Genomic DNA, 14,214 nt, shown 5'->3' with positions numbered 1-14,214 from the left:
TTTTCTGTCAATGCGTAAGTTCTACGAATTGCAAATTGCCAGAATCTCCTATGGGGCGCACAGCAGAGCCGTGTGTCCCTACAAAAGTTCTGCATTTCGGGCAATTAAGAAACTTTATTTTATCTCAGTAATTAGGCAAACAATAGCCGAAAAGAGTGATTTTTAGGTAGGGGAAATTCATGAATTGCCCCTACCGCGTGTAGTTTTGCGTAAGTCCTATAGCAATCCTATTTGATTTGTGAGAATTGCAACCCTCATATCGGCGACAACTTTTACCAAGTCGGGGATCTGCTTGATCGCGAATGATTCAGGATTGCTATATATCTATAAAAACCCAATATAAATGGTTATTTTCTGACTACGTAGCTTATAATACGTTTATAGATAAATAGGAAAACTCCTAAAAATAAGAATTTTTCATAAATCGTCTGCATCGCTGCCTAAATCAGGAATTAGTAACTCTCACAAGTTGTGTTTAATTCCTCCGAGCTACTAACTTGCTGTTACAGTTTCTGTAACAGTCGCATTTTTCTATTGGAGCAAATGCAATAGTTAGTCATTGACACAGTATCTGCGTCAACTCTGAGCAAAAATCGGGAATCTTTGGCAAGTGAGGTAGCAGAATGAATCGTCAGAAACTTAGTGATGCAAAAGAAAACTTCCTGCAAAGACGTTACGGTGTTAGTCTAGGCAGACGTTATGCTCTGGCCGCTGCAAGTGTTGTTCTATTCAGTGTATTAGGGTGTTCTCAAGTCGATAGTAATAAAAGTGCCCTTGCTCAATCTAGTTTACCTCAGCCAGAAAATCCATTGCAAAAAAAAACAGTCAACACTGATACAAAAATCGTTGAGTCTAGCAATAAGTTTGGCTTCAAACTGTTTTCAGAAGTTCTGAAAAATGATCGGGGTGAGAAGAATATTTTTATCTCACCTTCGAGTGTTGCGATCGCACTAGCTATGACTTACAACGGCGCTAGCGGCTCGACTCAACAAGCAATGGCAAAAACCCTGGAATTACAGGGGATGAATCTACCAGAAATCAACTCTTCTTACGCGGCGGCATTAAAACAGCTTTTAGACAATTCGGATGCGAAAGTCCAACTAAAGATCGCTAACTCACTTTGGGCAAATCAAGATGTTAGCTTTGCGCCAGACTTCCTCAAGAGAACCCAGGAGTTCTATCAAGCCAAGGTCAGCAATTTAAACTTTAAAGATGCCGCCGCATCTAATATTATCAATAATTGGGTAAAAGAAAATACTAACGGCAAAATCACTAAAATAGTTGGAAAAATTGAACCTGATCAGGTATTATTTCTGATTAATGCCATATATTTTAAAGGTAATTGGAGTAACGAGTTTGACAAAAAACAAACTGCTCCACACCCTTTTTACATCACATCTGGCAGGCGAAAACAACACCCAATGATGTCACAGAAGGGTGATTATAAATACTATGAAAGTGAACAATTTCAGGCAGTTAGTTTACCTTATGGGAAAGATGGTAAGATCAGTTTTTATATCTTCCTGCCCAAACAGAACTCTAACCTCAAAGCGTTCTATCAAAACTTGAATGTTGAGAACTGGGAAAAATGGATGAATCAGTTCAACAAACAAAAAGGGTTTATTCGCCTACCCCGCTTCAAAACAGATTACGATATTACACTCAATGATGCTTTGAAAAGTCTAGGCATGGAAGAGGCTTTCAGTAACAAAGCTAATTTTTCTGGCATGGGTAAAAATTTTGCCATTAGCCAAGTTAAGCATAAAACTTTTGTTGAAGTGAACGAAGAAGGCACCGAAGCTGCGGCGGCTACTTCAGTGGGAATAGTAGCAACATCTTTGAGAGAAGAACCAGAACCATTCCGAATGATTGTCGATCGTCCCTTCTTCTGTGCCATTAGGAATAATCAGACGGGAAGCGTTTTGTTTATGGGTTCAATCATCGAGCCACAATGATGAGGCAGGAGGCAGGGGGAGCATCCCCAATGTGTAAACGAGCGGAATGAAATGGAGTGTTCGCCTTTGCTTCATTCTCAATGACAATCTAAGTATATAAAAACGTACTGCTCTGAGATGATTACGGCACCGCTTAGAGGATGTTTGAGAAGTATGAGATATTTGCTGATCCCCCCTAACCCACGCCAGTCGCTCATGGGGGAAACCCCCTGTTCCCGCGCTGGCTCCCCTTAAAAAAGGGGGAATAAGAGTCTCAGGCGATTAATCGCGTCTTTAGCTTGCTCGACTCTAAGAAAGCTGACACGATTGATAATGAAGATAGGCGTTATCTTCACAAAATTTATGTTTTTAACTTGGTTAGACAGCAATTCTTGGCTGCTGGAAATCGGCGGAAAACGAATACTAATTGACCCTTGGCTGGTTGGTTCGTTAATTTTCAGCAATTTGGATTGGCTATTTAAAGGTTCGCGATCGCAAAATCGCCCAATTCCAGATAATATTGATCTGATCCTGCTGTCTCAGGGTTTAGAAGACCATACTCACCCACCAACGCTCAAGTTGCTGGATCACAGCATCAAGGTTGTAGCTTCTCCCAATGCTGCCAAGGTAGTACAGCAGTTAGGTTACACCCAAGTAACTACTCTGGCTCATGGTGAAACTTTCACTTTAAATAATCAAGTTGAAATCAAGGCTTTCCCCGGTTCTCCAATTGGCCCCACTTTGGTAGAAAATAGTTATCTATTCAAAGAATTGGAGAGTGGTTTAACTCTATACTACGAGCCTCACGGGTATCATTCTCCTATACTTTTGCAAGCTGCACCTATCGATGTAGTGATTACACCGTTTATTGACATGACCCTACCTTTGCTTGGGCCGATTATTAAAGGAAAAAATAGTGCATTGGAAGTAGTAAAGTCGTTACAACCTCAAGTAATAATACCTACAGCGGCTGGTGGGGATGTCGCGTTTGAGGGATTGCTGATGAAATTCATTCAGACTAAAGGAAATGCTGAGGAATTTCGTTCGTTACTTCAGAAAAACAATCTTTCGACGCGGGTACTTGAGCCAAAACCAGGCGATCGCTTTGAATTATCATTAGAAAAACGAGCATTAGCAATCTAAGTTAGCTCACGTCTTGCACCAGACGATTAGAAATCGCGGCTATACAAACAAAGTCCGCCCACGCGGACTAACACAAAATTAAAGGTTTTCCAACCCGCGCAGGCGGGTAAAGCCTCGTGTAGCCGCGACTTCTAGTCGCCAGGACTTCTAATTTCGTTCTATAGCTGAATTCTCTTGCATATACACTTCTCTAATTGGAAAAGGAATTTGAATTCCTGCTTGCTGATAGCGTTTGTGTAATTTTTTGACAAATAGATGTTTACCAATACGCTGATCAAAGTATTCACTTACGCGCATATAAAGCGTAAAATCTATACTAAAATCATTAAAAGTATGAAATCTGATATATGGTTCGCTTTCTTTTAATTCCGGTGCAATTTCTTGCATCACTTCAATGGCCACTTCTACAGTCACTTTTTCAACTTGTTCCAAATCGCTATCATAACTGACACCCACATCCATTGTTAAAGTAATTTCCTTTGCGGGTAAATGATAATTTGTGAAAATTGCAGAAGATAACTTAGAATTGGGAACAATGACGACATTATTTGAAATTTCTTTAATAGTCGTACTGCGCCAAGAAATATCTATAACATATCCTTCATGCCCAGCATCTAATTTTACATAGTCTCCGGTTCTAACTTGCTTAGAAATAATTAAGTAAAAACCCGAAAATAAATTTGCAAGTGTATCTTGAAGTGCCAAACCAACTGCCAAACCGCCAATACCTAAAGTCGTGACTATTGGCGTAATTTCAATACCCACCGTTTGCAATATGATTAATGTTCCTAAAAGGAAAACAATAGTCTTACTAAGGTTAGAAAGTAGTGATGTGGGAACCCCTTCTGCTCTCTGAATAAATAAATTAACAAAACCAGCAGTCAGTTTGGCTAAGACTAGGGTTATTGAATACAGCAATGCGATCATCAGAACCTTTTGCAGTACGATCGCAATATCTGGCTTGAGGGGAGAACTCAGAATTGCCCAAAAGAAACCGCTAATGACAAACCAAATAAAAGTCATGCGGTGCAGAGAGTAAAATATAATATTACCCCCGGCAATTCGTTTATTATTAACGAAGGTTTCCAGTTTTTTGAAGATAACTTTTTCACCAATTATTCCAGCCAGTAAGCCAGCTAGAATAAATGCAATCGGCGGAATCCATTCCATCATATCAATTTTAAATTTGGAGTTTTAGACTTAGGAGAGCAGCATTTTTACTGTGATTATGGCTAAATTTTACCTTGTTGTCGGATTAGCTGCTTGAGATTTTCTTTCTTTATGGACTTGCCAATTATTTACCACCCAGATTACATTGCGCCCCTACCTGAAGGACATCGCTTCCCGATGTCTAAGTTCCGACAACTCTACGAATTGCTGTTAGCTGATGGTGTAGCGAATCAAGAACAATTTCACACCCCCGAACGTCCCGCGCCAGAGTTGATAGAGTTAGTCCACACCCCAAGCTACGTTCAAGCTTATTGCGAAGGAACCCTAGACCCCAAAGCACAGCGACGTATTGGTTTACCTTGGAGTCCAGCATTAGCGAATCGTACTTGTGTTGCGGTAGGTGGTACGATACTCACTGCTAAACTGGCACTAAGTCAGGGTTTAGCTTGTAATACGGCTGGTGGAACTCATCATGCCTTTCCTAGTTATGGGTCTGGTTTTTGTATTTTCAACGATTTAGCGATCGCCTGTCGCGTTTTACAAAAATTCGGACTCGTCCAAAAAATCCTAATTGTGGATTTGGATGTCCATCAAGGAGACGGCACCGCTTTTATTTTCCAAGATGACGACAGTGTTTTTACTTTCTCCATGCACTGCGAAGTCAATTTTCCCGGTACTAAACAAAACAGCGATTTGGATGTTCCTTTGCCGGTGGGAATGGAGGATGACGCCTATTTACAAACCTTAGCGAATTACCTAGCAGATTTATTATCTAAAGTCAAGCCCGATATAGTATTTTATGATGCTGGTGTTGACCCTCATATAGGCGATCGCTTGGGCAAATTAGCCCTAACCGATGCTGGGATTTTTCGCCGAGAAATGCAGGTTTTGAGTACCTGTATGAGTAGCGGTTATCCAGTCGCCTGCGTTATTGGTGGGGGTTATGCTGATGATATGAAATCTTTAGTCTGGCGACATTCACTGCTGCATCGTGCCGCCAGTGAAGTTTACCAGCAGTATAAACTATAGTCATTTAGTAAATAATACTATTTAAAATCGTCGAGTTTTCAAACGCAGAGCAACGCAAAGTAAACGCAAAGGTACGCAGAGTATTGCCAAATTTAATTCGTAGCGAATAGGACTAAAATAAACTTTGCGCTCCTTTGCGCTTACCTCTGCGCCCCTTTGCGTTTAAATCTAACCCTATTTTGTTGGCAAAGGCAGCAGTGGATGAACAACGGCAAACTCAGAATCTACGAACTAGCAAAAGAATTGAATTTGGATAGCAAGAAGCTATTAGCAATTTGCGAAAAACTCAAAATTGCAGTCAAAAGCCATACCAGCAGCATCTCCGAATCTGACGCAGAACGAATTCGTCTAGCGGTAAATAAACTAACAGCAAAATCCTCGAAAACTAAAACAAACTCTGAAGATTGGGGCTATATGTTTATAGCTTCAGCAATTGATAGCTTTATCCGCCATCTTGAAGGTGAAACCGCCCTTAAATCATATCCCGATTTTAGGGAGCGGCGCGATCGCGCCAATAAGTTAATGTATGAATGTGTCGGTCAAAAGCCTTCTCTATTTTATGTGCGTCGCAAAGGCGCGGGGAAAGAGACAAGAGAAGAAATTTGGGATTTGACAATAGCAACAGACGCCGATGATTTTCCATTACCCGCAAGACTTGAGAAGCTCAGAAAAACATTAGGATTTAGAGCGGCTGTACCAAAAGATGGACGCGGCGGTTTAAAAATACTATCGGCTCAGTTGTTACAAACCTCACGGGGACACGCCGATAGCTATGCTGTACCTTGTCGCTTGCGTTTGCTGCCTAATCATCAGCATCATCTCGACATTCCAGCCGCAACATTGAAACGCATCGCAGCCGCGCCAATGTGTGGCGATCATGTACCTACAGAAGATCAGCTTAAAGCTTGGAAAGCGTTTTTGCAGATTGAGGAAAAAATTGCGAAAGCGCGTCAATTTTGTGTGCGTTACGTAGGTCATAACTATAATTTTAAAAGGCGAATCAGTTTTGAAATTGATGTAGCCTCAGCCACCCTTGACGGCTTCTATCAAAATTCACTCGACGTGGACAATTTTTGGGAACGAGCAAGACGCACAAAAAATGAAGATTTGAAGCTTTTTGAAACTGCTCCTATCGGCAAAAATTGGATTAGCGGTCGTCAATTAGGGACTGTTGAGGAAGTTGATCCCAACCGTTGTATTATGACTCTCAGGCTAGAACGCGAGTTAGCTGAACACATGGCAGCAGAGCGTTATCAATTACCAGCTACAGGATTTTTGTGTTTCGAGGCAGTTGGCGATATTCAGCAGATTCAGCGGAAGAAAAAAGCTTTAGATGATTTGAATAATGGTTACACCCAAAATCCGTATTTAGGTAACTTTTTATTCGATGCTTCTCAGGCTAGACAAATCAAAACAACTATCGAACTTCAACCACAAGATTTGTTATTATCTTCTGCTAATCCTGGTCAGAAAGCAGCAGTAGAAAAGGTACTTGCTGCAAAGGATCTTGTTCTGATCCAAGGGCCACCAGGTACTGGTAAAACTACCGTAATTGCCGAGATTTGCTATCAAATTGCTCTTCGAGGTGGACGCACTTTAATTGCATCTCAAGCCAATTTAGCAGTAGATAATGCCCTAAGTCGATTAGTTCACAACCCAGTGATTCGGGCTGTACGCAAGGGGAGAGCCGAGAAAGTTGGGGAAGAAGGACAGCCATTTCTAGAAGATCAAGTGATTGGCAGATGGCTAGAAAATACTGCTACTGACTGCGAAAAAAATCTGACTCAACGACTCGAAAATATCCAAACTTTCAGTCAATTACTGGCATCATCACAAAGATTTACAGCCTACTTTCAAGCAGAGGAAGAATTCAATCAGCAACAACAGAAATTCTCTAAAAATAAGGTAAAGCTAGAGGTAAACTTTAAAAATCAAGAAAAATCTTATAACGAAACCGTAGAAAAACAGAACGAGGTTGAATCACTACTTACAGGGCTAGAAAATATACTAAATACTGCACCAAATATCAACTGGGAAGCTTCAGAAGTTACAGATTTTTTGCCACTTCTTAAGCCATACACAGAAGGTAACAATTTAGTAGAAGAATTTTTAACAAATGTTCGTCAAACTATCAAATATACTAATGAACTTGGCTTTCTGCGTCCGGCGTTTGGTGCTTTTGGTTTAGCAGTTTGGTTGCGTGAAATTGTAGCAACAGAAATTTCTAAATTTAAAACTGCTTTGATTTCTGCTCAAGATGCAAGTAAAGCCATATCAGAAGTTGCAGCATCAGTACAGATTGTCCAACAAAATTTCGCCTCGTTAAATCAGCTAGAACCAGATTATCAGCAATATATTACCAAACTGCAAAATCTACAACAAACAATCCAGATTTGGGAAAACCGCAAACGGGAAATGGATTACATTATCTCAGCAGTTAAGGAATGGAAATCTACAGCACCTTCTCATCTGTATCAAACTTTGAAAGATTGTCAGCAATCAGGTTTACCATTAACAGAAAATTTAGTGGACTTGCCGCTAGGTTTGTTGATGTTTGCTAATACATTAAAATTACCAATATTACCAAAGATATACAAAATTAACTTACCAGAATGGGAAGTCTTAACAAAGGCGATCGCTTATGAAATAGACGGAGGTTTTGCTGACAGACGAGGTAAACAGCATAATTTTAGCTATTTTTTACAACAAAATTTTAGTCAGATTCCAATGGTGCTATCAAAGAGCGATCGCACCCAATGGCAAGAAACCTATCAACAGTTTAACAATTATCAGCTACTCAACCCCAAACAGCGAAAATTATTAGTTGAGAATACCCAGGTTTTTTTAATTAGAATGCAAAAAACCTATGGTGCATCATGGGAATGGAATAACATTGACTCTACTCTCACCCGCATTACACAAGAATTACTAGATACTATCCTTGCAAATGCACGTCAATGCGTTTTAAAGGTAAAAACGGAAACTGAACAACAGCTTCAGCATCTGCAACGACTATTAAATGAACTTCAGAAAAATGAAGTTACCCAACAGCAAATATTCATTACTCAAGCTGAGGTAGAAAAAGCGCAGCAGGATGCTAATTTGCAACTTGGACAAGTTATTAATATTTTGCAAGAACTTAATCAACAAAATATACCTGTTCAATTACGCATTGTAGTTGAAAAATATCTTGCAACACAATCAAATATTTGGGAGCAACCCCAAGAATTTTTAAATCAAGTGAATTCTTCGGTAACTTGTATCAATCAGCTTGAAACCTTAATTTCATCATTAGAACCTTTTACTGTGCTGGAGATAATTAGAAATTCTCTACATGAGCATTTATCAAAACTACAAGAAGAAACTGAAATTTCTCTACAGCAGCTTCAAAAGTTACAAATTAGCCTCCGCGAAATAGAACAAAAATTACAACCACAGCCATCAGAAAACTTAATCGGAGAAAGAAACTGGTGGTTGACAGAATGGCAAAGAATACCGGATAAATTTAAACCAGAAAATTCTGCCACTAACCTGTTTGATTTAGAGCTATTACGCAGTATTAATACTAAGTTTGAATCTTGGCAACAGCAACTACAAAAAGACGAAAATTATCTCAATAAATATCAGAATTTTGTGCAAGATTGGATAGCAAAATTAAGACAGCCAACCGAAGGCGATGCCTGCGGCGGGCTACGCCTACGCGACGATTTAAGGCGCATATATTTAGATAATGCCAATGTCGTTGGTATCACCTGTGTCCAAGCTGCCAATAGAGGTTTTTCAGAAGAATTCAAATCTTTCGATGTCGTCATTATTGATGAAGTTAGTAAGTGTACTCCACCAGAGTTACTAATCCCAGCTTTGAAAGGCAAAAAGTTAGTCATGGTAGGCGATCATCGGCAATTACCACCCATGCTTGATACTAGCACTTTAGAAGAAGTTGCTCAAACAATTGGCAATACACGAGACGAACTACAATTCTTAGAAGAATCACTGTTTAAAAGTCAGTTTGAATCTGCTGATGAAAGCATCAAACAAATGCTAACTACACAGTATCGAATGCATCCCTATATTATGGGTGCAATCAATCAGTTTTATGATGGTAAACTAGAATCTGGTATTTTGGAGCCAGACACAAAACGCGCACATCATTTAGCAGGGGAAATCATTCAAGAATCTCAGCATATTCTCTGGGTACAAACGCCGATCGAAAATCAGTTTTTAGAGCAACGAAATGGAACTTCTTACTTTAATACTCAAGAAATTGATGCGATTGAACGTCTGTGTCAGCAGTTCGAGACTACTTGGGCTTCTAGAGTTGCGAATGGTGAACCAAAAAAAGAAATTGCCGTAATTACATTTTATGGCGCTCAATTAAGAAAAATCGATGAACGTCTGCAATCTGAAATTTTCCCTTCTCTAGAAATTCGTACAGGTACAGTAGACCGATTTCAAGGTATGGAAAGACCTGTTGTAATTGTCAGTATGGTTCGCAACAATAGCAAAGGAGATGTAGGATTTGCTAAAAAACCAGAACGAGTTAATGTTGCATTTTCTCGCGCTCAAGAACTGCTAATAATTGTGGGTTGTCATAATTTATTTACCCATCAAGCAGGTAAAGTCGGAAGTATGTATTCGGAAGTTTCAAATATTGTCAGTATACATGAAGGTTTCGTTGATGTTTCTCGCCTCTTCTGCTAAACCTATTGATGACAATCTCAAGGATTTTGTAGAAGGAATTGAGGCTATCTACTCGGCAAATTAGCCCATTTAAGTAGATGTTATCCAGTAATCTGCATCATTTGTGGCACTTATACTGATAAAATAAAGTCTCTCGGATGGCGTCACTTCTTCCTAAAATTCAAGCGATAAACAATTGAATTCTTTCCTCTTACCCTTACCAGCAATCCCATTCCCCCTTTCCCCTTTAACCGAGAAGTATTGAGAACCCATACATTTCTGGAAAAGACATTGTGGCATGTGTAGTCTATAGCAAATATCACTTGATGCTCAATTTAGCTCAAGGGGGTCTAATGATTGATCGCTTTGTAAATCTAATTTTTATCGATTCCTTCGCCCTGGCAATTAACCTAATGTTTGGTACATTGCTTCGCACTAAAATCTGCAATTATTCATGGGATGGAATTGTAAGTCATGAGCTTTCAACACCAGAAAGTAGCGCTAGTCCTTCTGAATCTTCATCATCCTTGGAGGAAGTAGATACAACCACTCCTATTTCATGAAGTCTACCTCGTATTGTTATCGAATTACTTTAGTTGCCGTTTTGCGTGATTTGTAACTATTTGATTTGTGAAAATTGAAACGCTCACATTCCCGACTTTGCTAAGGAGTTGGGATTTTTATTGTTGGTGGGTAATACTAGTCATGGTAGGCGATCATCGACAATTACCACCCATGCTTGACGCCAAGACTTTAGAGGAAGTTTCTCAAGAGATTGGCAGCACAAATACAGAATTACAATTATTGCAAGAATCACTCTTTAAAATTCAGTTTGAAAGTGCTAATGATAGGATCAAACAAATGTTAAATATTCAATATCGAATGCATCCTATAATTATGGGTGCAATCAATCAGTTTTATGATGGTAAACTAGAATGTGGTATTTTGGAGCCGGATAAAAAACGCGCACATAATTTAGCAGGCAAAATTATCAAAGAATCTGGACAAGTTGGGAGTATGTACTCCAATGTTTCAAACATCGTGCGTCTACATGGAGGTTTCATTGATGTTTCTCGCCTCTTCATCTAAACCTATTGATGACAATCTCAAAAATTTGGTAGACGAAATAGAAGTGCAAAGCTCTAGTTTATCAGTTTTAGCAGCGCGTCAATTCCGTTATAGTTTGCGTCAAACTCCTGTAGAACTAAACATCAAAGAACCCCGCCAGTTTAACGTACTCGAAGAATTTATTATCCGCGCTGCTATTGAATTTAAACCTCCGCCCACAGAGGATGAATTAGCATCTGTACTTGGGCTTGATTATGTATTTATTAAAACTACTACTGCAACTCTTCGGACATTACAAACTCTATCAGCAACATCGCCAATTACAGTTACTCCTGAAGGGCGTTTATTCTATGAAAAAGGGTCTGTACCACAGCCGGCATATCCTATACAAATTTATGCTATTACAGACCCTTTAAGCGACAAGATAAACTTTCAATCTGAATCTTTAAATGAGACAGTGATAAACCTGCCCGATTTGGCAGACTTTATAACTATTGATCATACAATTGCCGATATTGCTTCCTTACCCCTTGAGGAAATCCAAAAAAGTCTTCAAGCTTCAGGTTTAGCACTTCATGTGCCAGAAGAGGGAAAAATTGTCACTTCCTGTAAGGTACTAGCTTCGACTCAAAAAATTTGGAGAAAGATATCGCTTTTCGTTATCTTTGATGCTATTGAAGATAAATTGAGTATTCAAATAAGAAATGGAAAGCAAATTTTAGAGTCAGCATCAAATTGGTTAGATGTGCTACACGCTGAAGGCAAAATATCGTTGCAAATATTATGTAAATTGTCAACTGAAACCATCGAATTTGAACGTGAAGCCACTCTTAACCAGAAAAATACTGAAATAGAAGCTAGACTGGAAAAAATTCGCCAAAAGGCGTTAGAGAATGCCACAAAAACCAGTGTAAAAACAGTGGGAGGTGAAGCTATACAGTTACGGGATGGACAAATTAGCCAAGCTTTTCTAGAAGTTTTAAATTCGGCAACCAGTCAGGTTCTAATTTATTCTCCGTGGGTGAATCAGGCAGTTGTAAATGAAAAATTTCTAACTCTGTTACAGAAATTAGCTAATCGCGGAGTTTGGATTTTAATTGGATATGGAATTTCGCGGCGACAAGAAGATGAAGATAAACCAATTCCACCAGAAGTAGAGAAAAAACTTCGAGCGGTAAAAACACCTGATGGTTTACCATCTGTACAGGTTCTTTGGTTGGGAGATTCTCATGTAAAAGAAGTAATAGTTGATCAGAAAATACATCTTTGTGGATCTCATAACTGGCTATCTTATCGTGGTGATTACCTACCACGAGGCGAGTCAGTTTATAAAGTTACAATTCCCCATCAAGTCCAAGAAGCTTATGAATTTCTCGCTCATCGTTTCCAAAATTACGCTCAAAAATTATGGCAAAATGCTCTAGAAAACCACGATTCTAAGCTGGCTGTAGAGTGTTTGTGCATTTGGGGTGCGCTAGGTATGGAAGATATTGCACTCAAAGAGATACAGCAAAACAACTGGCTAGAACTTCTACCTGTGTGGTTAAATGTGGCACTTCCGGGGTTAAAGTCTAAGAATATACAAGCTGATTCAGCAATTTTTAAAACAGCACTTTCGTTATTGAATCAGATTTCTATTGAAGAAGCTTTTGTTGAGTCATTACAGCAGGGATGGCGTAAAGTTATTGGCGCGATCGCAAGTCACAATCCTAAAACTGCTTTAAACTTACTTAGTGATGAAGTATGGGCGAATTTTCTACGTCTCAATATTGTTCCAGAGACTGATTCACCCAATGATTTTATTCTGTGCCTTAATAACACATATTAAAATATTTTTCATACTTCAATAGTAATAATTTTTGGGATGACAACCAAGAAATCTGTCGTCAGAATTTCGCGTGAGTTGGCAATTAAATTATTCTTAACCTTTGATTGACTGAAAGATAGATCCAGATATTCGTCTAATTGGATACAATTTATATGTAGAGAGAGGCGAAGGAGAACAAGGTGGTCTTATTAAAAGGCTTTGAGATTGAGATGTACACTGGCACGCCTCAAGGTGAAATCGTCGGTCTCTCCGACAAAATTGTTGCCGCTTTGCCTGGATTTATGCGGGAGCCAGATAGCCGCAACGTCGAATATATAACCGAACCATCTCAAAATTACGAGAATTTATTGTGTGCGTTGGTGCGTCCCCGGCGAGAGTTGCGAAACTATCTTAATCGCTTGGGCGATTACACCCTGATACCGGGGAGTACTTTATCTTTGGGTGGGAGCGATCGCTTTTTACGTTCCGATCCAGCAAACCCCTATCATGACTACATTGAGAACACCTACGGCACAAAAGTAGTCACCGCTAGCGTACACATTAATATCGGCATCAGCGACCCAGAAGTATTAATGCGGGCGTGTCGAGTCATCCGTATGGAAGCACCCCTATTTCTCGCCCTCAGCGCCTCATCTCCCTTCCTCGATGGCAAAACTACTGGCTATCACTCCACTCGTTGGGGCGTCTTCCCACAAACGCCTAGCCATGTGCCGTTATTTGCCAGCCACGCCGATCATATTCAGTGGGTGGAAGATCAACTCGTTGCCGGAACCATGCAAAACGTGCGGCATTTGTGGGCATCAGTCCGACCAAATGGCGATCGCCGTCCCTACGACCTCAATCGCCTAGAATTGCGAATTTGTGATTTAGTCACAGATCCCATTGCCTTGCTGGCGATTACTGCCTTATTAGAAGCGCGTTTATTGCAAGTAATCGAAAATCCTAGCATCGATCCGTTAACCCAAAGTACCTTTTCTGCTAAAGAACTCGTAACCTTGACTGCTGACAACGAAGCGGCGGCGGCTGCTGGTAGTCTTGATGCTCATTTGAGGCATTGGCAAGATGGCAGAAGCATTGTAGCGAGAGATTGGATTGCTCAAATTTACCAAGATGTTTGGGCGATCGCCAAGCAACGAGGCTTTAGCTGTTTCCTTTCCCCTTTACACAAAATCCTCCGCGAAGGCAATGAAGCTCAACAGTGGTTGCAATTACACGCAGTCGGTTTTGACAGCCAGCGCGTCATCACTCAGGCTATTATCGCCACCCAAGAGCGCGAAATCGAACTCGAAGACAAATTGTGTTCGTTTCTGCTGGGTTAACTCAAAAGGTAAAGGGGATTGGGCATTGGGCATTGGGCAGATG

General features: G+C 40.0%; 8 protein-coding genes and 1 pseudogene. 8 read left to right on the top strand and 1 reads right to left on the bottom strand.

The window, feature by feature from the left end; all coding sequences use genetic code 11:
• Nucleotides 1–623 precede the first annotated feature (623 nt).
• Both V7K62_RS14420 and V7K62_RS14415 read left to right on the top strand, forming a co-directional pair.
• Nucleotides 624–1,955: a serpin family protein gene (locus V7K62_RS14420; protein ID WP_334865011.1), complete on the top strand. Its 1,332-nt coding sequence runs from the start codon at nt 624–626 to the stop codon at nt 1,953–1,955.
• A gap of 342 nt (nt 1,956–2,297) precedes the next feature.
• Nucleotides 2,298–3,077 carry an MBL fold metallo-hydrolase gene (locus V7K62_RS14415; RefSeq protein ID WP_334865009.1) on the top strand — a complete coding sequence of 260 codons (780 nt, stop codon included), beginning with the start codon at nt 2,298–2,300 and terminating at the stop codon, nt 3,075–3,077.
• Between the two features lie 147 nt (nt 3,078–3,224).
• Here V7K62_RS14415 and V7K62_RS14410 read toward each other — a convergent pair whose 3' ends face one another.
• Nucleotides 3,225–4,250 carry a mechanosensitive ion channel family protein gene (locus tag V7K62_RS14410; protein ID WP_334865007.1) on the bottom strand — a complete coding sequence of 342 codons (1,026 nt, stop codon included), beginning with the start codon at nt 4,248–4,250 and terminating at the stop codon, nt 3,225–3,227.
• A gap of 108 nt (nt 4,251–4,358) precedes the next feature.
• Here V7K62_RS14410 and V7K62_RS14405 point away from each other — a divergent pair, with 108 nt between their 5' ends.
• From V7K62_RS14405 to gshA, 6 genes and pseudogenes are all read left to right on the top strand, one after another.
• Nucleotides 4,359–5,276, top strand: coding sequence for a histone deacetylase family protein (locus V7K62_RS14405; RefSeq protein WP_334865006.1), 918 nt, complete (start codon nt 4,359–4,361; stop codon nt 5,274–5,276).
• Nucleotides 5,277–5,477: 201 nt separating this feature from the next.
• A complete protein-coding gene (locus tag V7K62_RS14400; protein ID WP_334865004.1) occupies nt 5,478–9,977 on the top strand; it encodes a translation initiation factor IF-2 N-terminal domain-containing protein in 4,500 nt (1,499 codons plus the stop codon).
• Nucleotides 9,978–10,249: 272 nt separating this feature from the next.
• Complete coding sequence (locus V7K62_RS14395) at nt 10,250–10,519, top strand: hypothetical protein (protein ID WP_334865002.1); 270 nt, start codon at nt 10,250–10,252, stop codon at nt 10,517–10,519.
• Nucleotides 10,520–10,655: 136 nt separating this feature from the next.
• Nucleotides 10,656–10,952: pseudogene (locus tag V7K62_RS14390) on the top strand (AAA domain-containing protein); the annotation flags it as partial.
• Nucleotides 10,953–11,022: 70 nt separating this feature from the next.
• Nucleotides 11,023–12,852 carry a hypothetical protein gene (locus V7K62_RS14385; RefSeq protein WP_334864998.1) on the top strand — a complete coding sequence of 610 codons (1,830 nt, stop codon included), beginning with the start codon at nt 11,023–11,025 and terminating at the stop codon, nt 12,850–12,852.
• A gap of 179 nt (nt 12,853–13,031) precedes the next feature.
• Nucleotides 13,032–14,171 (top strand): glutamate--cysteine ligase, encoded by a 1,140-nt coding sequence (gene gshA / locus V7K62_RS14380; RefSeq protein WP_334864996.1) that lies wholly within the window; start codon nt 13,032–13,034, stop codon nt 14,169–14,171.
• The last annotated feature ends 43 nt before the right edge of the window (nt 14,172–14,214 follow it).

This window comes from Nostoc sp., from assembly GCF_036917935.1.
GTDB lineage: Bacteria > Cyanobacteriota > Cyanobacteriia > Cyanobacteriales > Nostocaceae > Nostoc.
This window is presented reverse-complemented; position numbering and strand designations above follow the sequence as displayed.

What these genes read in the sequence shown, in the direction of transcription:
- V7K62_RS14420 (WP_334865011.1), top strand. Translation starts at nt 624, where the DNA reads ATGAATCGTCAGAAACTTAGTGATGCAAAAGAAAACTTCCTGCAAAGA.
- V7K62_RS14415 (WP_334865009.1), top strand. Translation starts at nt 2,298, where the DNA reads ATGTTTTTAACTTGGTTAGACAGCAATTCTTGGCTGCTGGAAATCGGC.
- V7K62_RS14410 (WP_334865007.1), bottom strand. Translation starts at nt 4,250, where the DNA reads ATGATGGAATGGATTCCGCCGATTGCATTTATTCTAGCTGGCTTACTG.
- V7K62_RS14405 (WP_334865006.1), top strand. Translation starts at nt 4,359, where the DNA reads ATGGACTTGCCAATTATTTACCACCCAGATTACATTGCGCCCCTACCT.
- V7K62_RS14400 (WP_334865004.1), top strand. Translation starts at nt 5,478, where the DNA reads ATGAACAACGGCAAACTCAGAATCTACGAACTAGCAAAAGAATTGAAT.
- V7K62_RS14385 (WP_334864998.1), top strand. Translation starts at nt 11,023, where the DNA reads ATGTTTCTCGCCTCTTCATCTAAACCTATTGATGACAATCTCAAAAAT.